The following is a 23,328-nucleotide window of genomic DNA, read 5'->3' as shown; positions in this document are numbered from 1 at the left end:
CCTCTACCCCACCCGCCAACCTCCCCATCTCCACATACTTCGCCCGCCGACACTGCGCCTCCCGCCCCACCATACACGCCTCCTTGATCTCCAAACCCGCTGCGCCCACATCCAGCGCCAGCCCAACATAAGTGCCCTTGCCCAACCACTTCGACGTCTGCGAAATCGCCTTCAAGCGCTGTGCATACCCGGCGATCTCGCCTTTATTCAGATAGCTTTTGGTCGAAATCCCCAGCACCTTCTTCAGCGATTGACTGCCGCGCAATCCCGTGCCAAATCGTGCGGCACCGCGCAGTTGCGTGCCCAGCAGCGCCAGCAGCACTTGGCGCTGGCGGATAAACGCCTGGCGATCCAACCCGCCGGCTTTCAGGCGTTGATGCAGACGTTCGATTTCCTCCAACGTATTCACGACTTCATCCAGGTGTCGCGACCACGCCGATGTCGCACTGCCGATACCTATCGAGCCATACGTCAGAAGGCTCTGCAGCAGGTCGTAGTTATCGATCATCGTCTGTGCAGCCGCAGCGTCCAGCTCCAGGTTGCGATCAATTTCCTCGGCATAACGCACCCACCAGGATTCATTCCAGGAACAACTGACGCTCTCCGTGTCTGGAACAATCACCATCCGCCCCGGAATCACCCACCCACGGCGCAGGTGATGATTCAACACATCAAAATGGTCAGAGTGCTGGCGGCTCATGCCGTGGCCCATCAGCCAGGTTTTCAAACTGCTGTAGCTGATTGGCTTGTCGTTGATGTATCCCCGCGCCATGCCTTACATCCTTGATGCGATGAAGTTGGCGTCGAAATATAAGCAAGCAAACACCGCCCCGGCACAAGTCCGAGGGGGCTAAATCACATTTGGGAAGTTGCCTACGCAGAAGACGATAAGCACCTACAGAAAAGTGCTAATACCCGGTCATCTCCAGATACCCAACCCCGCCTTCAAACTGCACCGGTCCTTCCCAGTACGGAATATTCAGGTTCATCCAGGCCTTCGGGTTGACGGCATCGGTGGTGATATCCAGCTGCTTGCCGGGAATTTTCAGCGACCAGCGTGTGGGGATACGTCGCCCGTCGATGTCAGTGGTGGCCAGTGGCGTAAGCTGGATATCGGCGTTGTGCAGGGTTTGGGTATGGCCCTCGCGGTCGATCCAGGTGCCGGTGAGATAACCCGTGCCGTCCTTTTGCCTTACGCGAAACAGCATCAGCTGCTCGCCACGGTCCAGGTGCAGGGAAAACCAGTCCCAGCCGGTCTGGCCGGCGGCCAGGGGTTGGCTGCTCCACTCGCGGTCGAGCCAGGCCGGGCCCGTGACCTGGTACACCTTGCCGTCGAGGCTGACGCTGCCGTTGGCGGTGAAAAACGGCTGGCTGTAGTAGTACGAGGCCTGGCCTTGGTCGGACTTGCGGCTGTAGCCGTTGTCACCTTGCAGCACCAACGGGCGACTGGACGTCAGTTGCAAGTCGTAGGCGAATTGCGGGCCGCTGGCCTTGAGTTGCATGTCCGCCAAAGGGCCGGCGGCGCCTGGGCGGGTGGCGAAGCTCCAGTCGTCGATCCACGCACTGAACGGCGCGGCCCGGGCCCCGGCCTGGTCGACGCCGCCACGGGCGTAGCGCTCGGCGGCGTAGTGCCGGGTGGCCGAGGTGACGGCGGCGTGGCCGAGCCAGATCGTTGAGTCGTGCCAGCCCGGTTGCGTCGGCCCGGCCTTGAGGGCATTGCGAAACAAGGTCCATTGCACGCCGAACACATGGCCCTGGGCGTCTTGCAGGTTGGCGGTGACGTACCACCACTCGATGCGAAAACCGGCGTGAGGGCCGTGGTCCTCAGGAAAAGCGAAGACCTTGCCGGGCACCACCTGGGCAAAATCCGCCGCATCACTGCCCAGGCCGGCGAAACTTTCCTCGGGCGCGGGGGCTTTGTTACAGCCGCTCACCAGCAACAGAGCGAGGCACAGCAGCGCCTTAATCTTCATGGGCAAACGTCCTCAACAAATCCGCCGGGCGACTGCGGTACAACTGCCACAGCGGCCATGCCGACGCCAGCAACGTGGCCAGCAACGCCAGCCCCAGTAGTTGCGCCAGCTGCCAGGGAAAAATATGCAACGGCAGGCGCCAGCCAAATGCCTGCACATTGATCACCGCATCCAGGCACCACGCCAACAGCAACCCCAAGGGCAACGCCAGCAGCAGCGTCAGCACCGCGAGCAGCCAGGTCTGTCCCAGGTTGAGCAGCATCAATTGTCGGCGCGTCACGCCCAATGCCCACAGCGGGGCGAGTTGGCCGAGGCGGCTTTGGCTCTGGGTCAGCAGGCTGATGAACAGCGCCACGCCCGCCACGCCCAGCGTCAGGCTGTTCAAGGCGGCGGTGGCGGCAAAGGTGCGCTCGAACACTTGGCTCGACCAACCCTTGAGGGTCTGTTGGTCAACGATACGGCTGTCGTCCAAGGTGAACTCGCGCTGCACCTCATGCACCAGCGGCGCCACGTTTTGCGGCAGTACGCGCAGGTTGAAGCGCGCCGGCGACAGCGTCGGCCAATGCGCCAACAGGTGCTGCGCATTGACCAGCACGTGGCCCTTGGGGTTGCCATAGTCGGCGTAGATCCCCACCACCTGCGGCGACCACACACCGTCGGGCGTGGGGATGTTGACGGCGTCGCCCACTTGCACATTCAAGCGCCGCGCCAGTTGCTCGCTGAGCATCAGCGTGTCACTGCGCAGCAACTGGTCCCACGGCGCGATCACGGCTTCGAGCAACGGCCAGTGCTGGCGATAGGTCGGCGCGTCGACCACGCCAAACACATCCGCCGGCCAGCCCTGTAATTGCACGGCGACCTGCCAGGTGGGCAGCACCGCCTGCACCAGCGGTTGTTGCGTGAGCCAGGTATTCAAGCGGTCGGCCTGGGCCGGGGTGCTTGGGTTGAGGTACAGCTCGGCGGTGAGGCGTTGTTCCAGCCAATTGCTGAAGGTCAGGCGAAAACCCGAGGTCATGGAACCCGCGCCGATATTGGCCGCCAGCGCCAACAGCAACGCCATCAGCGCCAGGCTCAAGGCCGGCAACTGTTGGCGGCAGTCGGCGAGAAACCACTGCCCGAGCACCGAGCGGCTGCGTCCCAGCAGCGCTTTCAACAGCGCATTGAGCAGCACCGGCAGCCCCAACGCGGCACCGAGCAGCAAGGCCGCCATCAGCACAAATCCGGCAGCCAGGCTGTTACCCCACCATAGCGCCAACAACGCGATCAGCAACGCCGCACTCGCCACCCGGCCCTGACGCCGCAACCAGCGCCCATGGGCCTCATGCCAGGCCTGAGGGTTGGCCAACGCCAGCAACGGCAAGCGCGCCGCGCGCCACACACTGCCGGCCCCGGCGAGCAACGCCCCGAGCAGGCTCAGGCCCAACCCGGCGAGCCACCACCACGGGCTGAGGCTCAACTGCCCTGGCACTTCAGCGCCGTACAGGCCGCGCAGGCTGGCGGCCACATCCGGCAGTAAGACACTGGCGAGCACATAGCCGCTGGCGACACCGAGCACACCGCCAAGCAGGGCCAGGGCGCCCAGTTCCATGCCCAGGCCGAGGAGCAACATCCGCCCGCTGACCCCGCAAGCACGCAAGGTGCGCAGCAGCCCGCGCCGCTGTTCCAGGGCCAGGCCGATGGCGGCATGGACGATAAACAGCCCGACCACAAAGGATAAAAAACCCAGCGCATCCAGGTTCAGGTGAAAGCTTTCGGTGAGGCGCGCGAGGTTATTGTCCTGCGCCTGTTTGAGTTGCAGTCCGGCCGGCGGCGTGGGATGGGTGGCGGCGAACGATGTGTCGAGCAACAACCGCGACAGGCGCCCCGGCATGTCCAGCAACGGTTGGGCAAAACCGATGTCGGTCAGCAACAGGCCGGGGGCCATGTCCGCTTGAACCTGCAACGGCGGCAAGGCTTGCCCGCTGGCCGTCAGCGGCCGCTCACCGGCCTGCAACCCCAGCGCCTGCAAGGTGTGTGGAGCGATCCAGGTGCGCCCCGGCGGGTTGAAGAACGCGACCATTTGCGCCTGGCTCAAGCGCTGCCCCGCCACCGCGCCGCTGCCGGGCAGCGACACCGGATCGATGCCCATCAATTGCAGGCGCCGGTCCTCATGCCCCTTGAGCAGTACCCGCCCTTGCACCACCGGCGACACCGGCCAGCCAGCGCGGCGCAACTGGGCAAACAGCGCCTGGGGGAAGCTGGCACCGTCGGGCATGCTGAGGCTGGCCTGGGGTTCGCCGCCGATCAACTGACTGGCTCGGGCGTAGCTGTCCCGCGCCTGGCTGTTGAGCGCTTGCACCCCGGTCAGCAGCGCGGTGGCCAGCCACAGCCCGGTCAGCACACTGAAAAACTGCACGGGGTGGCGCCGCCAGTGGCTGAGCAACGCGCGTAAAGTCCAATAGAGCACCGCCATCTCAGCCGACGTCCGCAGGCAGCACGTGGCCGCGGTGCAACACCACCTGCCGGTCGAGCCGTGCGGCAATGCGCGGGCTGTGAGTGACCATCAACAAGCTGGTGGGAGTGTCGCGCAACAGGTCCAGCAGCAGTTGCAGCACCTCATCGCTGGTAGCCTCATCCAGATTGCCCGTCGGTTCATCCGCCAGCAGCAAGCCGGGTCGAGACGCCAGCGCCCGCCCCACTGCCACCCGTTGCTGCTGGCCGCCGGAGAGTTGTTCCGGGTAGCGCTTGAGCAGATCCCCCAGGCCCAGACGCTCGACCAACTGCGCTTGCCAACGCGGATCAAAGCGCCCCGCCAGGCGCGCCTGGAACGCCAGGTTGTCGTCGACGCGCAAGCTGCCGATCAGGTTGAACTGCTGGAACACCAGGCCGATCTCAGTGCGCCGCCAATCGGCCAACTGCCGCTCGCTCATCTGATCCAGACGCTGCTCACCCACGCGGATACTGCCGCCGTCGACACGATCCAAGCCGGCCACCAGGTGCAACAGCGTGCTTTTCCCGCTGCCGGACTCGCCCATTAGCGCCAGGCTGCCACCCTGCGCCAAGTGCAGATCAACCCCGGCCAATACCGTCAGCGGGCCCTGCGCAGTGACGTAGCATTTATGGACACCTTGCACTTGCAACATGGGAACGCTCGCTCGCCAATGGACAGCAATCGAGGATAACGGCTGACCGCCCTCGCCACGCAAATTTTTCACATACATTTCACCGGTTACCTACCGACCACCGAATAAAGTGCCGAACAAGCGTCAATAACGCTCAACTTATTAGTTGTCGGCACACATAACTTTTAACGCTCCGGTTTTCAGCAAAAAGACAGCAACTGTATGACAGGCTCTTGCTCCACTACGGGCCCAGTCAAACGGTTGTGCCTGACTAATAAAAAGCTGCCTGACATCCCCACGGTGAATAGTGTGGTTAACCTGACCCTGACCAAACCGCGTTCGTATCAAGCTCGGGCAAAACGCCTGAAAAAACTCTGGCTGGGCACGACAGCGCTCGCCCTGTTCGGCACATTGCTGACAGGTTTGCTGGCCTGGCCTGTATCGCCACCGGACCTGAGCACGGCCAATCGCCTGCTGACCTCAGGTCTGCTGGCTAATTGGCGCGATGGCAATCTGGTGGTGCTGGTCCGCCATGAAGAACGCTGTGACCGTTCCTCCAATCCTTGCTTCGGCCCCGCCGATGGCCTGACGATCAACGGCACCCAACAGGCCGTCGAAATCGGCAAAGCCTTTAAAATACTGGGCATGGAGGGTACAGACGTGTTCAGCAGCCCGACCACCCGCACCGCCCAGACCTCGCTGTTCATGTTTGGCAAGACCGAACTGTCGCCAAGCCCGCTATCGATCTGCGGCGATGCCATGGGTGAGGAAATTCTCAGCCACAAGCAACCCGGGCACAACTTTTTGCTGATTACCCACAGCGCCTGCATCAGCGACATCGAACGGGACCTCGGCTTCCCCCACGCCAAATCCACCGAATACGGCAGCGCGTTATTCGTCAAGGTGCTGGGCAACGGCAAGCTCAAGGCCGTGGGCATTATAAACAGCGGAGACTGGCCAGAGGCGCTCAAGCAACTTTAGACACTTTTACCTACACAAGAGGCAGATGTTCAGCCAAACGACAGCCAACTTCTGGCATGTTTAACTGCGCCTGTTAGTTAAGGACGTCATGAATACTTTCAGCCCATTAGTGAACACTGTGACCTTTTATCGCACTTTTTCCTTACATCCTTTTCCTGCACTTAAACGTCAAGGAGCGACGTTCGCATGACCCGATTCAAACCCCTTCCCTTACTGCTACTGGCCTTCATCGCGTTTTATCTCCTACCCCTGGGCCTGCACGGTCTATGGATACCCGATGAAACCCGCTACGCCCAGATCAGCCAGGAAATGCTCATGAGCGGCAATTGGACCGCACCGCATTTCATGGGCGTGCGTTATTTTGAAAAACCCGCCGCCGGCTACTGGCTGATCGCCCTCGGTCAGGCGGTGTTTGGCCAGAACCTGTTCGGTGTGCGGATCGCCTCGGCGTTGACCGGCGGCCTGAGCGTGCTGCTGGCCTACCTGATCGCCCGCCGCCTGTGGAACGACCCGCGCAAAAGCTTCGCCTGCGCCCTGCTCTACTTGAGCTTCGGCCTGGTGGCGGGGCAAGCCGGCTACTCCAATCTTGATCCGCAGTTCACCTTCTGGGTCAACCTCAGCCTGGTAGCGCTGTGGTTTGCCCTCGACAGCCGCACCCCGCGAGCCCGACTCGGCGCTTGGGCCGTGCTGGGGCTGGCCTGCGCGATGGGCTTCATGACCAAGGGCTTCCTCGCGTGGCTGCTGCCAGTGCTGATTGCCGTGCCTTATATGCTCTGGCAGCGGCGCCTGGGTGAGTTGCTGCGGTACGGCCCCCTGGCGATCGTCGTGGCAGTCCTGGTGTGCCTGCCGTGGGTGTGGGCGGTCCATGTGCAGGAGCCTGACTACTGGAATTTCTTCTTCTGGCACGAGCACATCCGCCGTTTTGCTTCGGGCACTGCACAACATGCGCGGCCGTGGTGGTTCTTCCTGCCGATCATGGTCGTCTCGTGCCTGCCCTGGGCGGGGTTGCTACCGACCACGCTGCACCAGACCTGGAAAGAAAAGCGCCAACCGGCGACGGCCTTTCTCGCCCTGTGGATGCTGCTGCCGCTGGGCTTCTTCAGCCTGAGCAGCGGCAAGCTGCCGACCTACATCATGCCGTGCCTGTTACCGCTGGCGTTGTTGATGGGGCATGCCTTGATCGATGTGATGCAGCAGGGCAAAACCCGCGCGATCTGCATCAACGGCCTGCTCAACTTCGTGCTTGGCATGGCCGCGATGGTGACGTTGATCTGTCTGCAGATCGGCGACCCGCTGTACGGCAACAGCCACGCGGAGATGTTCAGCCTGTCGTTGACCTTCATTGTGCTGCTGGGCTGGGTGCTGACCAACCTGCTGCAAGCCTTTCGCCCGCTGACACTCTGGGCGACGCCGGCCCTGGGCATCGGTTTGCTGGTGCTACTCCTGCCAGCGGGCATGCCGGCGCGGATATCGAATAACGAAATGCCCGATCAGTTCGTGCTTGAACACCTGGATGAACTGCAGCAAACCCAAGCACTGCTGAGCAACGAGTTAGGCTCGGCATCCGCACTGGCCTGGCGCCTGAACCGGTCGGATGTCGCGTTCTATGACACCGAAGGCGAGCTGCAATATGGCCTGCAATACCCAGATACCATACACCGCAAGGTCGGGCTGGATGACGTCCAGTCGTGGCTGGCCGAAGCCCGCCGCCAAGGCGCGGTCGGGGTGCTGATGCGCGTCAGGAGCACCAGCGAACACCTTGAGGAAGGGCAACTGCCACCCGGCGGCAAGCGCTATCGCAAGGGCGACCTGGTGCTCACCCTTTATCCAAAACTCCCTTAGGAACCGTCCATGAGTGTCTGGAAAACCGAACGTGGCGCCCTGCTGCTATTGCTGGGCGTGTCGGCCCTGCTCCTGCTGCTGGGCCTGGGCAGTCGCGACCTATGGGGGCCCGAAACCCGTTGGGCGAACATCGTCGTGCAGATGCTGCAAAGCGGTGACTACTTCGATCCCTACCTCAAAGGCACGCCGTATTACGACAAGCCGTTGCCCTCCTACTGGCTGATCAGCGGGTTCGCCAACCTGATGGGTGGCCTGGGGCCGTGGTCGTTGCGCCTGTCGTCGGTGATTGCCGGATGGTTGAGCATCTGGCTGGTGTACCTGATCGGCGAGCGCCTGTTTCGCAAAGGCACCGGGCTGATTGCCGGGTGGATGCTCGCCACCACCTTCTACTTCCTGTTCTGGGCGCGCGTGGCCACGGCGGATGTGCTCACGGTGTGCGGCGTGCTGGCGGCGGTGTGGTGGTACTGGCGCGGGCCGGATGACACACGGTTGTGGCGTTACACGGTGTTTTTCCTGCTGTTGGCCGCGACCTCGCTGTTCAAGGGCTTGATCGGTTTTGTGCTGCCAGGCCTGGTGCTGCTGCCGCATCTGCTCAGCGAGCACCGCTACAAACGTCACCTCAACCTGCGTCTGGTGCTGGCCCTGCTGATTGCCGCCGGGTGCTATGCCATCCCCTTCGTGCTGTCGCACTTCTACGGAGCGCCGACCTACGGCGAAAGCGGGCTGGCTCTGGTATTCCGCGAAAACGTCGTGCGTTTCTTCGACCCCTTCGACCACATGGGGCCGATCTACACCTATCTGATCTACCTGCCCGCCTACACCCTGCCCTGGGCACCGTGCTGGTTGCTCGGCCTGTGGCTGGCCGTGCGGCATTGGCGCCAGACCCCGCCCAACGTGCGCTGGCTGGTATGGGGCCTGGGCCTGCTGTTCGTGTTCTTCACCGCCAGCGGCAGCCGCCGCAGTTACTACGTGCTGCCGCTGGTGCCGTTCGCCCAGTTGCTGGGAGCCTGGTGGCTGAGCGAACGGCTGGCGAAAAAAACCGCCAGCTGGCCGCGCTGGCAGAAAGGCTTTGGCATTGCCGCCGCACTGATGCTGTTGGTGCTCGGCGTGGTGTACCCGTGGACCAACGGCAACGGCGGCGTGACGCGTCTCGTCGAGGACGTGCAAGCTCAAGCCGAGAAGACCGCGCCATGGAACCAATGGCAAATGGTGCTGGTGGAAGTCGATAACAAACTGCCGATGTACCTGCAAAACGGCGGTCAGCCGTTCTACTACGTCGCCGAAACCCAGGACTTCCCCCGCCAGGGCGACAGCGCTGCGTTCATGACCTGGCTGGAACACACCAGCGGCCGCCGCTTCGATCCGCAACACACGATTATCATCGCGCAGTACTCCAAGGACGATCCCACGCCCCTGGCCTACCTGGGCGCGGATCATCAGGTGATCACCACCCAGCCTGACAATGGCGAGCGGCTGTTTCACCAGCGTGCGGGGGGGAGCGTGGCGTTTATCCCGATGTCGCGCTGACCTGCCCGCCCCTGGCGCTCGACGACAGCCAAAGCCACACGCTGTTGGCGCCGCAGGGGTTGCCGCTGCGGCGCCGAACATCCCTCACCGGCTCACTGATAGGGAATCAAGCGATCGCGGTCCAGGTCTCGCATCAGGTCGCCGAGCATTTCACTCTCGCTGCGCGGTTCGGTCATGGGGATGTACCAAGTCGTGGCCGTCCAGCCGCCACGCTTGTAGGCATAGGTTTTCAGCAGTTGACCGTCCTTGAACACCGAGCCATGCAATTGCCGCTCGTAGGTGTAGGGCACTGGCACGGTCAGCAGCGTCAGAGCGCCGAGTACTGCGGGGAGCACTCCGGCCCCTTTACCGCCACTCTGGTCGACCAACAGGCTGTAGCCGGTCTTGCTGAAACCACCATCGAGAAAACTGAAGGCGCCTGTATCACGCAGCAACTGGATGACTTCGCGCTGCTTTTGCTGATCGAACCGGGATTCGGGCGGCGGCATGGTGACGCTCATCGGCACATAGGCGCGCTGGGCTTTGTAGTCCAGGGGTTTGAGGGCGGTGCCGCAGCCGCCGAGCAACAGCACGGCAGCCATTAAGGTGATCCTGATCATTGCGTGTGCTCCACAGGCAGTAGGCCATCACGTTGTACATCCTGGGCAAAGGCGCGGGTGATACGGTTTACGTTCTCTTGCTGCATCCCGCCGCTGCCATCGAGCAGCCAAGTGTATTTGTGGGTCACGTTGCGATAGCTGTATTGCTTCAACAGCTTTCCATTCTGTTGCAGGGAAAACTCGGTGGTGGTGTCGATACTCTGGGACAAGGGCAGCAGAAACAGCGTCGCCGTACTCAGCAGAATTACCGGGAAAGGTGGCAACTCGCGCTGGCTATTGAAGCGGATCAACACCGAATAATCCCCTTCCTTGCCTTGGCCGGTTTCGACACTGCGAAACACTCCGGTTTCGCGTAACTGGTTACGGATTTGCGCGGCATTCAGCGGGTCGTCGACCATGACATGGATCGGCTTGAGGTAGTCCTGACCGTCGGGCAACGCGCGCTCTGGCAGGGTATTGGTGGCCGCACAGCCAGTCAGCAGCGCCAGGACGCCCAGGGTAATAACGCGGTTCATGGACGCATCTCTTGAGGGGTGTTCTGGCCCGCAGCGGTAGACGGCGGCGCGATGATATGCGGGGCGGCGCTGCGATAATCCAGCGGTATCAACTCCAGCGCCGGCAAGCGCGGAACCGATTGTCGCGCGATCGGATCATCGCGACCTTGCTGGTCGCGCCAACGGAAGGCGCACAGGGACGCCCCCAGGCACAGCGAGCGAAATTCACCGAGGTAATAGGCCTTGCCGGCTTGCAGGCGCATCGGCAGGTTGAACTTCTCCCGAGCCTGGACCGAGGTGTAAGTGGTGCCCAGGGTGGGTGAATAGGTGCTGGAGAAGAATTGGAAATCATAAAACTCATAATCTCCCGGTTTGAGCGGCAGCACGAACACACTGGCGACGCCGGTCTGGTCCTTCACATCCTGAGACGTTTCCCGCCCGACACCGACCCATATACCCGCGGCCCCGAAGGCGGAGCCACGCTTGCGAAACAACAGGCGCTGGTTGGGTGCGGGAGACGCCTTGAGGTTCTGCGGGCCGATGGAGCCCACAAGATAAGCCACCGGTTCTTCGGGGCCGGGTTGCAGCGGCTGACTGACCAGCGACGCGGGCTGGGTACCGCAGCCCGCCAAGGCTGCAGCCATTAAGAGCAAGGCCAAAGGCCTGGAAAAGCAAAACATGTCGAATCCTGAACGCGGGCAAAAAGGGAGCTGCAGACGCCACAGGAAAGACATGCAATGAGCCATCCTGGCGCTGCGCCTCGCGTCACTGCGAGGGGGGCGAATGGTACGGGACGGATGAGGGTTTGACCACCCGCTCACCCCCCAGGCTTTCCAGCGCAGCCCTACCAGCGCCCCGTCGCCAGGCTGTACGGCGAAAACTCCGCAAACCGCCACCTCAACGCCAACGCCGCCGGGCGGCGGACCACCTGTTCCACCGTGACCGTCCACAACCGCTGCGCGCCCTCGAACCGCGCCACCTCGGGGCCGTTGAGGATCAACGAAGTGTGCCCGGCCAGGTGCATCACGTCGCCCGATGCAAAGTCGATGAACAACAACCCCGCCACCGGGTTGGCGTGCAGGTTGCCCAGGGTGTTGAAGAACAGGTTGCCGGCAAAGTCGGGGATGGTCAGCAGGTCGCCCTCCACGCGCACGAAGCCGCGGTTGCCGCCGCGATGGGAGACGTCCACCGAGCGTTCGCCGTCGATGTCCACATAGCTGGCGACGAAGAACGTGTCGGCGTTGCGGATCATTGCGCGCGCGGCGTCATCCAGGCGGTTGCTGCGCTCGGCCACGCCCCCGGGTTGGCGGGCGATCCCATCGACAGGGCGCAGTTGGATGTATTTGGGGCAATTGCCGAAGGACTGAACCACATCGACCGCAAACCCCTCGGCATCCAGCGCGCCGACCCGGCCATTCAGGCGATTGCGGCGGCGCGTGTCGAGGTCGATGCCGAGCAAGCCGACGGCGGCCCCTGGCTGCAGGGCGGAGCGCGCCGGGTCGCCGCTGCCGGGCAGGCTGTCGATCTGTAAGGTGTGCGGGTCGGGTGAATGGGCAAACCCCGGCGCGCCTTCGATCATCGTCGCCCAGGGCATGCCATGCGCGTCCACCACGCCGAGCATCAGGTATGGCAACAGCGGATAGAACCCTCGGTGTTGCTCGAGCAGATGATCACGGATCACCTTGGCGCCAATCATGTCCATACGCTCGGCGGCGCCGGCGCTGGCTTGCATCTGCCGTTCGCCGGCGTGCCAGGGGGAGTGTTCGATCAGGTTCATGGCGATCACCTCGTGTCAGATAGCCAGATGCTGCGCCCCGCCACGCGGCGAGAGAATACCCACGTTCGGCAATCGAGCATTACGCCAACTGAAATGCCGGATGCTCGCGCAACGCCGCCACGCAGTGATCGACAAAACTGCGCACGCGCATCGGCGCCTGGCGGCCTTCGCGGTAGACCACGTTGACCGGCAACGGCGCCAGCTCGTAGGCGGGCAGGACGCGGCGCAATTGCGCGCTGACCAGGTGCTCGTGAACCGGGTAGCTCAGGCACCGGATGATCCCCGCGCCATGCACGGCCGCATTGATCGCACCTTGCACCGAGGTGCAGCGCAGGCGTGTACGCGCCTTGAGGTGGGTATGGGGGAAATCCCAGTGGACCTGATCGGCGCTGGCGATCAGGCGATGCTGCTTGAGCTCGTGCGGGTGCGCGGGTTCGCCGTGGGCCGCGAGGTAATCGGGGCTGGCGCAGAGGACCTGCCGCACCTGGCCGACTGGCCGCGCGATCAGCGACGAGTTGGGCAACGCACCGACCAGGATCGCCACGTCCAGCCCCTCTTCGTGCAGGTTCGGGTAATAGTCGTGGTAGCGGGCTGTCAGGAACACATCGGGATGGCGATCCATATAACCGGCCAGGATCGGCGCCATCACATACCGGCTGAACAGAAACGGCAGGAACACCCGCAGATTGCCCTGGGCCTGCACATGCGAGCCGTTGGCCGAGGCTTCGGCGGCGTCCACGGCCGCCAGCAGGCGGACACAGTCGGCGAGGTAGGCACGGCCGGCTTCGGTGAGGCGGACACCCCGCGTACTGCGTTGCAGCAACGCCACCTGCAGACGTGCTTCCAAGCGCGCCAACGCGCGCACCAGCGTCGCGCCGGACACCCGGGCGCTGCGCGCCGCCGCCGCCAGGCTCGGTTGCCCGGCCAGCGCCGCAAACAGCTGCATATCGCGATAGCGCTCCATCAGTTCGGCCGCTGCGACGCTGGGTTCAGGCCACGGTCCTGCGCGAAATGCTGGGTGAGGAAGTCGACAAAGGTTTGCACCTTCGCCGGTACGCGGGCGCCCTTCTGGAACACCACCTGGATCGGCAGCGGCGCGGGCTCGAACGCGCCGAGGACAATCTCCAGTTCACCGGCCGCCACCGCCGCCGCCACTTGATAGGACAGCACCCGGGTCATGCCCCAGCCGATGCGCGCCAGGTTGATCGCGGCGTTGTTCGCCGTGACCACCAGGCGCGGCTGGATGGGCACCGTCAGTTCCTGCTCGCCGTCGACGAATTGCCATGCGCTGATCAATTGGCTGGCCGACGACGTAGCGATTTTGGCCTCACGCAACTGCGTGGGATGTTGCGGCCGCCCGTGCCGGTCGAGATAGCCGGGCGACGCACACACCACTCGCCGCACTTCACCGACCTGGATCGCCTGTTGCCCCGGCTCCTGCAGATGGCCGATACGCACGGCCACGTCGACACCTTCGTCGGTCATGTTCACCACGCGATCGACCAGCAAAGCGTTGATGTTCACCAGAGGAAAACGATCGAGGTACGCCCCCAGCAACGGCGCCACATACAGCTCGCCAAACAGCACCGGGGCGGTCACGGTCAGTTGGCCGCAGGGGATGGAGTAACTGCCCGCCGCCGCTTCCTCGGCTTCATTCAGCTCGGCGAGGATGCGTCGACAATCTTCCAGGTAGCGCTGGCCGGCTTCGGTCAGGTGCAGGCTGCGAGTGGTGCGCGCCAGCAGTTGGGTGCCGATGCGCTGTTCCATCGCGGCAATCGCCCGGGTCACGCTGGGCGGCGAGGTTTTCAGGCGGCGTGCGGCGGCGGCGAAGCTCTCCTCCTCGGCCACCGCGAGGAACACCTGCATTTCATGAAAGCGGTCCATCGGTGTCCCTCTTGAAGGTTACTGTGATTGCAGGCCCACCGCCGTGCGTGGCATGCCGACAAACCCCGGCAAGGCTTCGATACTGGCCAGCCAGGCGCGTACTTGAGGGTAGTCGGCCAGCGACACATTGCCTTCCGGCGCGTGAGCCACGTAGGTGTAGAAAGCGATGTCGGCAATGCTCGGCTGCTCACCGACCAGGAAGCGGCTTTGGCCCAACTGCTGCTCTACCAATTGCAACAAGGCGTGGGAGCGGCTGATGGCGGCGACGGTATCGACATCCGCGCCAAACACCACCGCCAGCCGCGCGGTCGCCGGCCCGGCGTGGAGCTGACCGGCGGCGGCCGACAGCCAGCGCTGCACACGCGCCTGCCCCAGCGGGTCGCTCGGCAGCCATTGGCCGTTGCCGTACTTGCTCGCCAGGTACAGCAGAATCGCGTTGGAATCGGCGAGTACGGTGCCGTTGTCATCGATCGCCGGCACTTGGCCGAACGAGTTGATCGTGTCGACGAATTCAGCGGTTTTGTGCGCGCCTTGCTTGAGGTCGACCAGGATGAATTCGCTGGGCAGGCTCAACAGCGACAGCATCAGCTCGACCCGGTGGGAATGGCCGGACAGGGGGAAACCATAGAGTTTGATCGCAGGCTGGGACATGAAAGGCTCCAAAGAAGTGGGGGTCTTGACGCCAGGCATGTTCCGCCGTGGCGCCTATCGATGGAATCACCAGGATTTACAATCGAGCATTTCACGCGGTGAAACAATCACCGACAGTCCATCGCCTGGCCGTCAGCGCTCTTGCAGCCGATCGCGCAAAAACCGATGGTTCCTGGAAAACAGGCGCCGGTAGGTGAGCAGCACCGCGCCGACCGTGCCCAACGCCGACGAGGCGGCGATCAGAAACATGATCACGATCTGGTAGCGCACCGCATCCACCGGGCTCTCGCCCGCCAGCACCTGGCCGGTCATCATGCCGGGCAGGCTGACAATGCCGACCACGGCCATCTGGTTCAGCGTCGGGATCATCCCGGCGCGCACCGCCTGGCGGATCGCTTCCTGCGCCGCTTCCCAGCGTGAGCCGCCGAGGGCGAGGATCATCTCGATGGTGTTGCGGCCCGAGGTCAGTTCCTGGGTCATGCGCTCGATGCCCAGGGACACGCCGGTCAGGGTATTGCCGAGGATCATGCCGAGGATCGGGATCGCGTACTGCGGCTCGTACCACGGGTGGATGCGAATCACCGCAAACAAGCCCACCGCCGTGACCAGCCACGAACTGCCCCACACCGAGACGATGCTGTCGATCCGTTGCCCACGGTAAGTGCGCCGCCCGCGCCCCGCCGCCGACAGGCCGGCAATCAGGGTCATCGCGCACATCAGCGGCAGCACCACGTACCAATAGGCGAACGCGAACACCCAGCCCAGCAGATAACCGATCGCCAGCAGTTGCACCACGGTACGCACGGCGGCCCACAGCAACTGGCGCTCCAGGCCCAGGCGCAACGCCAGCGACAGCGCGCCGTTGATCAGGATCAGCGCGGCGGCGATGGCCATGTCCAGCGCGGTCAGGTTCTGGTAGTTCATGCTTGGGTGGCTCCGCTCAGCACACCGGCGCTCATGTGCAGGTGGATGTCACTCATGCGTTGGGCCTGTTCCAGGTCGTGGGACACCCAGACATACGCGCGGGTCGGGTCATCGGCGAACCAGGCATCGATCAGCGCTTCGACATCACGCGAGGACGCGGGGTCGAGGGCGGCGGTGGGTTCATCCAGCAACAGCACCTCGGGGTTGAGCTGCAGGGTGCGGATCAACGCCACCACCTGGGACTCGCCGCCCGACAGGTCACTGGCATTTTTTGCCAGGAAGTCCGGCGACTTGCCGGCATGCTGCAGCAGCGCGGTGACGGTCGCCAGCTCGAAATGACGTTTACGCAGGCTCTTGAGGCTGAACGGGAAACGCAGGTTGTCCAGCACGGTGCCGTCGATCAGCGCCGGGCGTTGGGACAGGTAGCAGATGCGGCTGCGGTACTCGGGAATGTCTGCGTTAGCGATCGGCCGGTGATTCCACAGGACCTGCCCCGATGTGGGCGCGTCCAGCAACGCCAGTGCGCGCAGGAACACGCTCTTGCCGGAACCGGACGCGCCGGTGATCGACACGCGGTCGGCGCGGTGCAGGGCGAAGTCAGTGGGCTGGAGCAAGACCGCCAGGCGACGCTCATCCCGGCGCGCCAGGGCGCGGGTTTCGATCAGTGCGCTCATGGACGCGAGGCTCCTCATGTTTCGGTCAGGCGCAATGGTGAAGCAGGCGCGCAGGCTTTTCATAGCAAAAGTTCAAGCGATGGCGACCGGTCCCGTGGCGGGCGCCTTGCAATCACCCCCTGCCCTGCCTATATTTGCCGCCTGGCGCTCTCTACGCCACCCTCCGCGGAAAGGGCTGCGCCCAAGACAGTGAAGCACTCAATCATTTCTACGACTCCCAACCTTAAAGCGGAAAAGGTGTGTGCAAGGAGCTCGTATGTCGCAACGCCGCGTATCCTCGACCACTGATGGCCGTCTCAACCTTGAGCAGCAGCGCAAGCGCGCCAAGGAACTGTTGCCGCGCCTGAAAAGCGAAAACCCCGACGCCACCTTGTCCCAGGCGCAATGGCAGATCGCCAAGCAGCTGGGTTTCAGCAGTTGGCCGCAGCTCAAGGCCCATGTCGACGCCATCGACTTCGCCGCCCGCCATCCCGATTTCGCCGCCAGCGATGAAGCCCGCACCAGCCATTGGCGCTGTGGCAACGACATTGCCCACAGCCTGCAACTGGCGGGGTTCAAGGGGCACTTCCAGATGCTCACCGACCCGCTGTGCATGGGCCCGGTTCGCGACCTGCCCCGCGAGGCATTCCGCGCCATGCGCAGCAGGTTCATCAGTCACGCCTTTGCCCTGGGCGAAGCGGATGTGGCGCGCCGTGTCGCCGACGAATACAACCAACTGGAAACCTTGGCCAGCGCCGAACACAGCGTGCTGTGGTGCGAGGCGGATGCGTATGACCAACTGTTCCTGATCCGCGCCCTGGCCGCTCTTGACCAGGCACCGCGCAAGCTGGAGCTGATCGAGGTGGACCGCATCCCGGGGGTAGAACGGTTTATCGGCATTGGCCAACTGGCCCCCGATGTACTGGCGTGGTTATGGCCGCAGCGGCGCCTGATCGATGACGAGGCGGTGCAGTTGGCCAAACAGGCGTGGTCGGCGTATTGCGCCAGTTCCCCGGTGCAGTGGGCGGAACTGGCCCACGGGACGCACACGGCGCTGCCCTTTCTTGCACGCGCTTTACTGCGCCAGTTGCAGGAGTTGCCCGGCAGTCAGGATGGCTTGTCACTGACCGAACGCCTGTCCCTGGCCTACATCGCCGAAGCGGGGCCGGTAGCGTTCGGGCGCGTGTATGCCGAGCTGATGGCCAAGCGCGAACCGCTGCCGTTCCTCGGCGACATGATGTTCCATGCACTGCTGCGGCCGTTGATCGACGGCGAGCATCCTTTGTTGACGGAAACCGAGGCCCATCTTGAATGGCCTCGGCGGGTGCTGGCGCTGACAGCGCTGGGGCACACCGTGCTGGGCGGCGATGCTTATTGGCTGGACCACGCCAGCCATGAACGCTGGGTCGGCGGTGTTTGCCTGAGGCCCGGCCAATCGCATTGGGCCCTTGATGAACAGCTGTCGCCGGTATGGCGGCCTTGATTCGCGGAGGGGGGATTTCGTCCGGACCGGACATAATATCTGTGAGGCCCAGTGCAAGGCGGTCGTGCCTTGTGTGAGCTGAAGCAGCGGGTATTGCTGTTGCAGAAGTGACGGCGAAGGCTCAGACCTTAACATTCTGCCGGATATTCCAGCCGAACTTCACTGGCCCACCGTCCTTGGCGCCGTCGGCCTTCTGCGGCTGGTAGCTGACGTCGACGCTGGCGAAGTTCAAGGCGATGCTGTCGTAGAGCGCCTCATCCTTACTTTCAGCAGCGGTGCCGTAGGACACCACCATGACTTCCTTCAGGGTGATCACCAGATACTCCACCGGGCTGGAACCGCCCGCCTTGCGCACTACCAGTCTTGCTTCGGGATAATGCTTGCCGGTCGCGCAGGCCATCATCAGCAGGCATCTTTATTGAAAACCATTGGGAATTCATCAAGCGGTACATGCCAGTAATCGGAGCAGACATTCTTGTCGCATGCACCTCAATAGGATTGACGGCGATCCTGACAATGCTCACCTATCTCTCGACGTCCCCCATTGGTTTTGCTACCAAGACATCATTTTTCGGCGCTACGGGGCTTGGTGCAGTATTTGCCCTTGCCAAATACGAAGTGTTATACGGACGCATCCACTGGGTCTGGCTGAACATGGCGATATACCTCATCTGCCTGCTGGTATCACTTCCCGCAATCGCCTACCGCCCCAACGCTTATCTCTACTCCATGGCCCTCCTCAGCCCCCTGATCGGCCTCCTGATCCTCAACAGCAAGCGCTGCCGCGAACTGCGCCACAAGATGCTAGAAATCCGCCACAAGCGCGAAGCCATCATCGCCACCCTGAAAAAACAAGGCCGCTGGAGATGGTGGTAACCCGCTCGGTTGCTGACACCACCGACTTTCGGCCTCACCAACCCGATAACCGAAGCAACCTACATCCGGCTCGGAAGCATCTGACTTCTCGCCCTCGCCTGCCATGCCTAGCCTGCTGGTCCCGCCCACAATAAGGACACCGCTGGCATGCGGCGCTATTTCATTACCCGAGGAGCCAAGACCACCGCTGGCGGGACCGTCGTCGGCGGTTTGACGGGCTTTCGCATCACCCAAGTGGACATCGCCCTTGAAGGTCATGAGGTGCGTTGCCCGGTATGCAAAACCACCGGAGTCATAGTCTGTGTTGGCCCGCGCCTGGAGCAGTGGGCACGAGGGCGACGGGTGGCGCTCTCGGACGATCTCTGCCGCTGTAAATGCGACCCGCCCCCTCGCCTGCTGGCCGACCAGTTCGAGCGGTTTCAGACCCTTACCGCCGAAGACTCCGCGGTACACCGCCGAAGCGCGACTGCATCGGAAGCGCCAGCGCCCGCGAAAAACTCCGCCCCGAGCTCAACGCCTTCCGCTTTCAGCGAAATACTCGAGTCAGCCTGCGAGCGCAATTGGCGCTTCTACCAGAAGCAGGCAGAAGACCTGATCGCCCCCGGCGGCAAGCTGATCGCCGACCCCAGGTTGCGCAACCGGCTCATCAACTCGGCTTACGCCCAGCTCTGGCGCCTCGATAACCGTTTTCAGTGGGCTGGCCTTGCGGCGTTTGCCTCCAAGCAAGTGGGGTGCGGTTTGCTGCACGCGGCAGAATCCATCGAGAAAATTCAGGCGGAATTTGAAGCGGCGGAGCAATTGCGAAAGAGTGCCCGGAAAGGGGTTTGGGGGTTGTTCAGCGCCGAGGAGCGTGAGCGGCAGGCAAAGCTGCGGGAGTACGAGCGGCGCCTGCGGGAGTATGAACAGGCCAGCCGTAATAACTCGGTGCCTGATGTTGATTGGCGGCGCGAGGGTGAACCGTTATCGAGCGTGCAGCAGCTTTATCAACATGTGTACGAGATGATGGCGATGGGCAATACCACGCTGTTTTTGGATGTGTTTCCGTTGCATGCGTTTTATAAGGAGCGGGGGTTGGGGTTGCTTGAGACCTGTCTTCGGTCGCGCAAGAACATTTATGAAAAGGCTCAGCCACCCGTGCTATGGCCCATCGGAAACGAGACACTAGAGTTTGGTACGAATCACAGTGAAATCCTGAAGGCTTTCGAGGCAATTGAAGCTGGCAATATCGCCAAAAGTGTTGAGTATCTCGCTGACCACGAACAAAGAAACATCCTTCAGCCAGCCATGTATACCGACCAAAAGCTGGTAGCCCTGCTGCGTAGTAACCATCTTTCCTATGTCACAGGCATACCGTCCGGGGCCGCGCAAGCCATTGAGCTAACGCTGGCAAATCAATGCCGCCCCGTCGAAGATGATCGAACCATTGAATTCAGCAACAGCCCTATCGCTAACCTGGCCGATATCGATCAACGCATGGCCTTCGTGCTCAAGGCTGCGGCGAAATTTGATGCACTGCTGCGTAGCAATGAGCGGCAGCGAATCGAACAGGCGCTAGAAGACATCGCTGAAGACCGGGGTGTCCGATGAGCCGGATCACGCAGATCGGTTGGCGACGTGTTGGGCTAGGACTGATCGCTGTCGTACTTTTCTTAGGGTTAGCGATACGTCTCGGCACCGATGAACCGGAGATTGCATTGACGCCTGGCGAACCCTGGGAAGATATGCGCCAGCGCTCCAGCGCAAAGATTGGTCCAGCCATTCCGGGGCATCACTGGTTCAGGGCGCCCAAATCCGATGCCCGACTGCGGCTCGTAGACCCTCAATATGGATTCATAACTCCTTTGGCCCGTTTCTTCACGATAGGCTTCGATGATGAGCAAATCGATGGCATCCGCATGTCCCCTCAAATCGAACCGCTATTGCTCGATGACACGCTTGAAATCGTGCTGGACTTACAGGAACAGTGGCGCAAAGGTGGCTGGACCCCCATCCATATAAAAGACGACCCACCCTTCGCCGACACCCCTCAATGGCGTGCCCGCTTGCGGAACGTGAACCTGGGCGGTACGTCCTATTGGCAAGCAGCGGACAAATACCAAGTGATGATGGTGGTCAATCGCTTCAAGGACGTTCGACATCCCACTGAAGAACGCTATCTCATCAAGCTACACCTGGCCGCGCCGTGGATACCGCAATGATCAGATACCCACTTTGGCGCCGGCGAACCGAGGGTTGCGTAGACGCCCGGCTGCGGCTCGTAAAGCCTGAATATGGATTCGTGCCCCCCAGGCTCGCTTCTTCACAGTGAGCTTCGAGAGTAATGGAAGGGTCAGCAGTGTCCGCATTTCCCCTCAGGTCGAACCGCTTTTTACTCGATGACACGCTTGAAGTCGTACTGGATTTACAAGAGCCATGAAGCGGCATTTTGACCGCGCGCCTTCAGTTCGCTGGCCGCAGCAGCTGCATCTGCTGGCGATAGTCATCCGTCACCTGCCGCGCCTGGCTGCTGCTGGTGATCACCCTCGGCGTAATCAGCACAATCAGCTCAGTGCGGTCCTTGGATTTGCTGGTGTTGCCAAACAACCAGCGCAGGCCGGGGATTTTCCCCAGGTACGGCACGGCACTGACGCTCTCGCTGTTGTCCTGTTTGATCAACCCGCCGAGCAATACGGTCTGCCCGCTCTGCACGGCGACTTGCGTCGAGACTGAACGCGTGGAGATACGCGGATTCACCGGCGTGTCGCTGCTGCCGGTCTGGTTCTCGGCATCGCTGACCTGCTGCTGGATATCCATGTACACCAGGCCGCCCGGATTGATGCGCGGCACCACGTCCAGAATCACCCCGGTCTGCACGTATTCGACGCTGCTCAGGGTGGTGTCGGCATCGCCGGTGTTCACCGTGGTCTGGCTGATAGGAATGTTGTCGCCCACCTGGATCTGCGCCGGCTGGTTGTTCATCACCACCAGCGACGGCGCCGACAGCACCTGGGTGCGGCCGTTGGTTTCCAGGGCATGCAAGGCCACTTGCAGGTTGGAACTGACGAAGGAATAGAACAACGAATCCGACGCCCCCAACCCTGCCCCGCCACCGCCCAACGCGCCCTGGCTGCCGGAGGCGTTGGCGACTGTGGTGCTGGTGGAGTTGCCGGCCAGGCGACCGAGGTACCACTGCACGCCAAGGTCCAGTTCACCGGTGAGTTTGACTTCGAGGATGCGCGTCTCGATCTGCACTTGCAGCGGCGGATTGTCGAGGCGTTTGATCGCGGTTTCGATCTCTTTCCATTGCGCCGGGCGGGTACGCACCAGCAGTTGGTTACTGCTTTTTTGCGCGGTGATGCGGGTGCCGGCTTCGAGGCTTTTATCCGGTGCCGGTTCGGGCGTTTCGGCGACGGGCTCGGGTTCGTCGGCAGGCGGCGGCGGGTTCTGCAGGCCACCGGCATTGTTGTTGAGCGATGACAACGTGGTGGTGCGCAACCCCGGCGCGACCTTGGCCGGCGTATCGTCCTTGATCGCGCCGTTGCCGTAGATCTGCCGCAGGTACTTGGCCAGGTCCGAGGCCTTCATGTTGCGCACGTCGTACACGTACATCTGCGGCTCGTTGCCGCCGCCTTCGTCGATGGTGCGAATCCAGTCACCCACCTCGCTGAGGTACTGCGGCTGGGAAGAAATCGCCACCACCGAGTTGGTCCGCTCGATCGGCAGAAAGCGCAGCATGCCCGCCAGGGGCATGCCGCTGTCCGGGCCGAACATGGCTTGCAGCTCGGGCATCAGCTCGGCCACCGACGCGCGTTGCAAGCCGAATACGCCCACCGACATGCCCTTGAGCCAGTCCACATCGAAGGTGTCGATGGTGGCCTGGTAGTTGGCCAGTTCTTCCGGGGTGCCGGCCAGACTCAGCACATTGCGCGCCGGGTCCACCAGCAGAAAAGCGTTTTCACGGGCGAACGGCTTGAGCAGTTTCTGCATCTCGGTGGCGGAGATATAGCGCAACGGAAACAGCCGCGCCGACAGGCCGTTGGACGGTGGCGCCAGGTTCATCTGCGGCACCAGCTTGCCCGCCACCGCCTGGTTGGCCGGCAGGATCACGTAGCGGTTGCCCTGTTTGATCATGGCGTTGTCGGTCCAGGACAGCAGGGTTTCCAGGATCGACAGCGCCTGCTGTTTGTCCACCGGCTTGGAGGTGGAGAAGCTGACATTGCCTTTCACGCCTTGGGCGATGCTGTAGTTCTCGTGCAACAGCTCGCCCATCACGCTGTTGACCACCGCTTCGATCGGCTGGTCGGCGAAGTTGAACACGATATCGCCGCCCTGCTCTTTCGCCGGCAGGCTGGCGCTGGGTGGGCGCACGAATTGCTGGCTGCCCCGCCTCACCTGGCGTTGGGGCGCTACCTTCGCCGCGGGCTGCGGGCTTTGCGCGGCGGGCACCTCACTCGGCGGGCGTTGCGCGCCGGTGCCTTGCATGGCTTCGTGGAGTAACGCGTCGTCCGCGTCGAGGCGGTCGGGCAGTGAGCCACAGCCGCCCAGGGAGACGGCGGTAGTCAGGCAAAACAACGAGGTGCGCAG

General features: G+C 62.8%; 21 protein-coding genes and 1 pseudogene. 7 read left to right on the top strand and 15 right to left on the bottom strand.

The features are described 5' to 3' along the window. The 4 genes from INT12_RS21265 to INT12_RS21250 form a co-directional block, all read right to left on the bottom strand. Positions 1-772: hypothetical protein (locus tag INT12_RS21265; protein ID WP_193058996.1), on the bottom strand; the 772-nt coding region annotated here is incomplete at its 3' end. A 136-nt stretch (positions 773-908) separates the two neighbouring features. After that, entirely contained in the window at positions 909-1,973 is a 1,065-nt protein-coding gene (locus INT12_RS21260; protein ID WP_193039980.1) for a lipocalin-like domain-containing protein, read from the bottom strand. Beyond that, entirely contained in the window at positions 1,963-4,425 is a 2,463-nt protein-coding gene (locus INT12_RS21255; RefSeq protein WP_193039981.1) for an ABC transporter permease, read from the bottom strand. Before INT12_RS21255 ends, INT12_RS21260 begins: the two co-directional genes overlap by 11 nt. A 1-nt stretch (position 4,426) precedes the next feature. Next, a complete protein-coding gene (locus INT12_RS21250; RefSeq protein WP_046382779.1) occupies positions 4,427-5,095 on the bottom strand; it encodes an ABC transporter ATP-binding protein in 669 nt (222 codons plus the stop codon). A 279-nt stretch (positions 5,096-5,374) separates the two neighbouring features. Between INT12_RS21250 and INT12_RS21245 the strand changes: the two genes are divergently transcribed. From INT12_RS21245 to INT12_RS21235, 3 genes are all read left to right on the top strand, one after another. After that, complete coding sequence (locus tag INT12_RS21245; RefSeq protein WP_026140097.1) at positions 5,375-6,055, top strand: histidine phosphatase family protein; 681 nt, start codon at positions 5,375-5,377, stop codon at positions 6,053-6,055. Between the two features lie 186 nt (positions 6,056-6,241). Continuing rightward, positions 6,242-7,897: a lipid IV(A) 4-amino-4-deoxy-L-arabinosyltransferase gene (gene arnT / locus INT12_RS21240; protein ID WP_193039982.1), complete on the top strand. Its 1,656-nt coding sequence runs from the start codon at positions 6,242-6,244 to the stop codon at positions 7,895-7,897. 9 nt (positions 7,898-7,906) lie between these two features. Then, positions 7,907-9,424 carry an ArnT family glycosyltransferase gene (locus INT12_RS21235; RefSeq protein ID WP_193058995.1) on the top strand — a complete coding sequence of 506 codons (1,518 nt, stop codon included), beginning with the start codon at positions 7,907-7,909 and terminating at the stop codon, positions 9,422-9,424. A 92-nt stretch (positions 9,425-9,516) separates the two neighbouring features. Here INT12_RS21235 and INT12_RS21230 read toward each other — a convergent pair whose 3' ends face one another. From INT12_RS21230 to INT12_RS21190, 9 genes are all read right to left on the bottom strand, one after another. Further along, the gene (locus tag INT12_RS21230; RefSeq protein ID WP_079444284.1) at positions 9,517-10,023 is read right to left on the bottom strand and encodes a hypothetical protein; all 507 of its coding nucleotides are present in this window, start codon (positions 10,021-10,023) and stop codon (positions 9,517-9,519) included. Then, the gene (locus tag INT12_RS21225) at positions 10,020-10,538 is read right to left on the bottom strand and encodes a hypothetical protein (RefSeq protein WP_104902808.1); all 519 of its coding nucleotides are present in this window, start codon (positions 10,536-10,538) and stop codon (positions 10,020-10,022) included. The genes INT12_RS21230 and INT12_RS21225 overlap by 4 nt, the downstream gene beginning before the upstream one ends. Further along, the gene (locus INT12_RS21220) at positions 10,535-11,161 is read right to left on the bottom strand and encodes a hypothetical protein (protein WP_226926267.1); all 627 of its coding nucleotides are present in this window, start codon (positions 11,159-11,161) and stop codon (positions 10,535-10,537) included. Before INT12_RS21220 ends, INT12_RS21225 begins: the two co-directional genes overlap by 4 nt. A gap of 200 nt (positions 11,162-11,361) precedes the next feature. After that, positions 11,362-12,294: a pyridoxamine 5'-phosphate oxidase family protein gene (locus INT12_RS21215; protein ID WP_193039985.1), complete on the bottom strand. Its 933-nt coding sequence runs from the start codon at positions 12,292-12,294 to the stop codon at positions 11,362-11,364. 79 nt (positions 12,295-12,373) lie between these two features. Further along, positions 12,374-13,258 (bottom strand): LysR substrate-binding domain-containing protein, encoded by an 885-nt coding sequence (locus tag INT12_RS21210; protein ID WP_193039986.1) that lies wholly within the window; start codon positions 13,256-13,258, stop codon positions 12,374-12,376. Further along, complete coding sequence (locus INT12_RS21205) at positions 13,258-14,178, bottom strand: LysR family transcriptional regulator (RefSeq protein ID WP_193039987.1); 921 nt, start codon at positions 14,176-14,178, stop codon at positions 13,258-13,260. Before INT12_RS21205 ends, INT12_RS21210 begins: the two co-directional genes overlap by 1 nt. An 18-nt stretch (positions 14,179-14,196) precedes the next feature. Then, positions 14,197-14,829 carry a glutathione S-transferase family protein gene (locus INT12_RS21200; protein ID WP_102618817.1) on the bottom strand — a complete coding sequence of 211 codons (633 nt, stop codon included), beginning with the start codon at positions 14,827-14,829 and terminating at the stop codon, positions 14,197-14,199. 132 nt (positions 14,830-14,961) lie between these two features. Further along, positions 14,962-15,753, bottom strand: a complete 792-nt coding sequence (locus INT12_RS21195) for an ABC transporter permease (protein WP_104902804.1) — start codon at positions 15,751-15,753, stop codon at positions 14,962-14,964. Further along, positions 15,750-16,427: an ATP-binding cassette domain-containing protein gene (locus tag INT12_RS21190; RefSeq protein ID WP_193039988.1), complete on the bottom strand. Its 678-nt coding sequence runs from the start codon at positions 16,425-16,427 to the stop codon at positions 15,750-15,752. The genes INT12_RS21195 and INT12_RS21190 overlap by 4 nt, the downstream gene beginning before the upstream one ends. 256 nt (positions 16,428-16,683) lie before the next feature. Between INT12_RS21190 and INT12_RS21185 the strand changes: the two genes are divergently transcribed. Continuing rightward, positions 16,684-17,889 (top strand): DUF1835 domain-containing protein, encoded by a 1,206-nt coding sequence (locus tag INT12_RS21185; protein ID WP_193039989.1) that lies wholly within the window; start codon positions 16,684-16,686, stop codon positions 17,887-17,889. Between the two features lie 121 nt (positions 17,890-18,010). On the opposite strand, the pseudogene INT12_RS21180 reads toward INT12_RS21185, so the two are convergent. Then, positions 18,011-18,295, bottom strand: a pseudogene (locus tag INT12_RS21180) (Hcp family type VI secretion system effector); the annotation flags it as partial. Between the two features lie 110 nt (positions 18,296-18,405). On the opposite strand from INT12_RS21180, the gene INT12_RS21175 reads away from it, so the two are divergent. The 3 genes from INT12_RS21175 (at position 18,406) to INT12_RS21165 (ending at position 20,963) form a co-directional block, all read left to right on the top strand. Then, complete coding sequence (locus tag INT12_RS21175; RefSeq protein ID WP_226926266.1) at positions 18,406-18,765, top strand: hypothetical protein; 360 nt, start codon at positions 18,406-18,408, stop codon at positions 18,763-18,765. Positions 18,766-18,912: 147 nt separating this feature from the next. Then, positions 18,913-20,352, top strand: coding sequence for a PAAR domain-containing protein (locus INT12_RS21170; protein ID WP_193039991.1), 1,440 nt, complete (start codon positions 18,913-18,915; stop codon positions 20,350-20,352). Further along, positions 20,349-20,963, top strand: coding sequence for a hypothetical protein (locus INT12_RS21165; protein ID WP_046486556.1), 615 nt, complete (start codon positions 20,349-20,351; stop codon positions 20,961-20,963). Before INT12_RS21170 ends, INT12_RS21165 begins: the two co-directional genes overlap by 4 nt. 241 nt (positions 20,964-21,204) lie before the next feature. Here INT12_RS21165 and gspD read toward each other — a convergent pair whose 3' ends face one another. Next, positions 21,205-23,328, bottom strand: a complete 2,124-nt coding sequence (gene gspD, locus INT12_RS21160) for a type II secretion system secretin GspD (protein WP_193039999.1) — start codon at positions 23,326-23,328, stop codon at positions 21,205-21,207.

Origin of the sequence: Pseudomonas sp. K8 (assembly GCF_014889455.1) — a bacterium.
In the GTDB taxonomy this organism is placed as follows: domain Bacteria; phylum Pseudomonadota; class Gammaproteobacteria; order Pseudomonadales; family Pseudomonadaceae; genus Aquipseudomonas; species Aquipseudomonas veronii.
Note: the sequence above shows the minus strand (reverse complement) of the source record. Positions and strands in the feature narration are given on the sequence as shown.

What these genes read in the sequence shown, in the direction of transcription:
- INT12_RS21255 (WP_193039981.1), bottom strand. Translation starts at nt 4,425, where the DNA reads ATGGCGGTGCTCTATTGGACTTTACGCGCGTTGCTCAGCCACTGGCGG.
- INT12_RS21235 (WP_193058995.1), top strand. Translation starts at nt 7,907, where the DNA reads ATGAGTGTCTGGAAAACCGAACGTGGCGCCCTGCTGCTATTGCTGGGC.
- INT12_RS21210 (WP_193039986.1), bottom strand. Translation starts at nt 13,258, where the DNA reads ATGGAGCGCTATCGCGATATGCAGCTGTTTGCGGCGCTGGCCGGGCAA.
- INT12_RS21175 (WP_226926266.1), top strand. Translation starts at nt 18,406, where the DNA reads ATGCTCACCTATCTCTCGACGTCCCCCATTGGTTTTGCTACCAAGACA.
- INT12_RS21200 (WP_102618817.1), bottom strand. Translation starts at nt 14,829, where the DNA reads ATGTCCCAGCCTGCGATCAAACTCTATGGTTTCCCCCTGTCCGGCCAT.
- INT12_RS21185 (WP_193039989.1), top strand. Translation starts at nt 16,684, where the DNA reads ATGTCGCAACGCCGCGTATCCTCGACCACTGATGGCCGTCTCAACCTT.
- INT12_RS21170 (WP_193039991.1), top strand. Translation starts at nt 18,913, where the DNA reads ATGCGGCGCTATTTCATTACCCGAGGAGCCAAGACCACCGCTGGCGGG.
- INT12_RS21250 (WP_046382779.1), bottom strand. Translation starts at nt 5,095, where the DNA reads ATGTTGCAAGTGCAAGGTGTCCATAAATGCTACGTCACTGCGCAGGGC.
- INT12_RS21205 (WP_193039987.1), bottom strand. Translation starts at nt 14,178, where the DNA reads ATGGACCGCTTTCATGAAATGCAGGTGTTCCTCGCGGTGGCCGAGGAG.
- INT12_RS21195 (WP_104902804.1), bottom strand. Translation starts at nt 15,753, where the DNA reads ATGAACTACCAGAACCTGACCGCGCTGGACATGGCCATCGCCGCCGCG.
- INT12_RS21165 (WP_046486556.1), top strand. Translation starts at nt 20,349, where the DNA reads ATGAGCCGGATCACGCAGATCGGTTGGCGACGTGTTGGGCTAGGACTG.
- INT12_RS21260 (WP_193039980.1), bottom strand. Translation starts at nt 1,973, where the DNA reads ATGAAGATTAAGGCGCTGCTGTGCCTCGCTCTGTTGCTGGTGAGCGGC.
- INT12_RS21220 (WP_226926267.1), bottom strand. Translation starts at nt 11,161, where the DNA reads ATGGCTGCAGCCTTGGCGGGCTGCGGTACCCAGCCCGCGTCGCTGGTC.
- INT12_RS21225 (WP_104902808.1), bottom strand. Translation starts at nt 10,538, where the DNA reads ATGAACCGCGTTATTACCCTGGGCGTCCTGGCGCTGCTGACTGGCTGT.
- arnT (WP_193039982.1), top strand. Translation starts at nt 6,242, where the DNA reads ATGACCCGATTCAAACCCCTTCCCTTACTGCTACTGGCCTTCATCGCG.
- INT12_RS21215 (WP_193039985.1), bottom strand. Translation starts at nt 12,294, where the DNA reads ATGAACCTGATCGAACACTCCCCCTGGCACGCCGGCGAACGGCAGATG.
- INT12_RS21190 (WP_193039988.1), bottom strand. Translation starts at nt 16,427, where the DNA reads ATGAGCGCACTGATCGAAACCCGCGCCCTGGCGCGCCGGGATGAGCGT.
- INT12_RS21230 (WP_079444284.1), bottom strand. Translation starts at nt 10,023, where the DNA reads ATGATCAGGATCACCTTAATGGCTGCCGTGCTGTTGCTCGGCGGCTGC.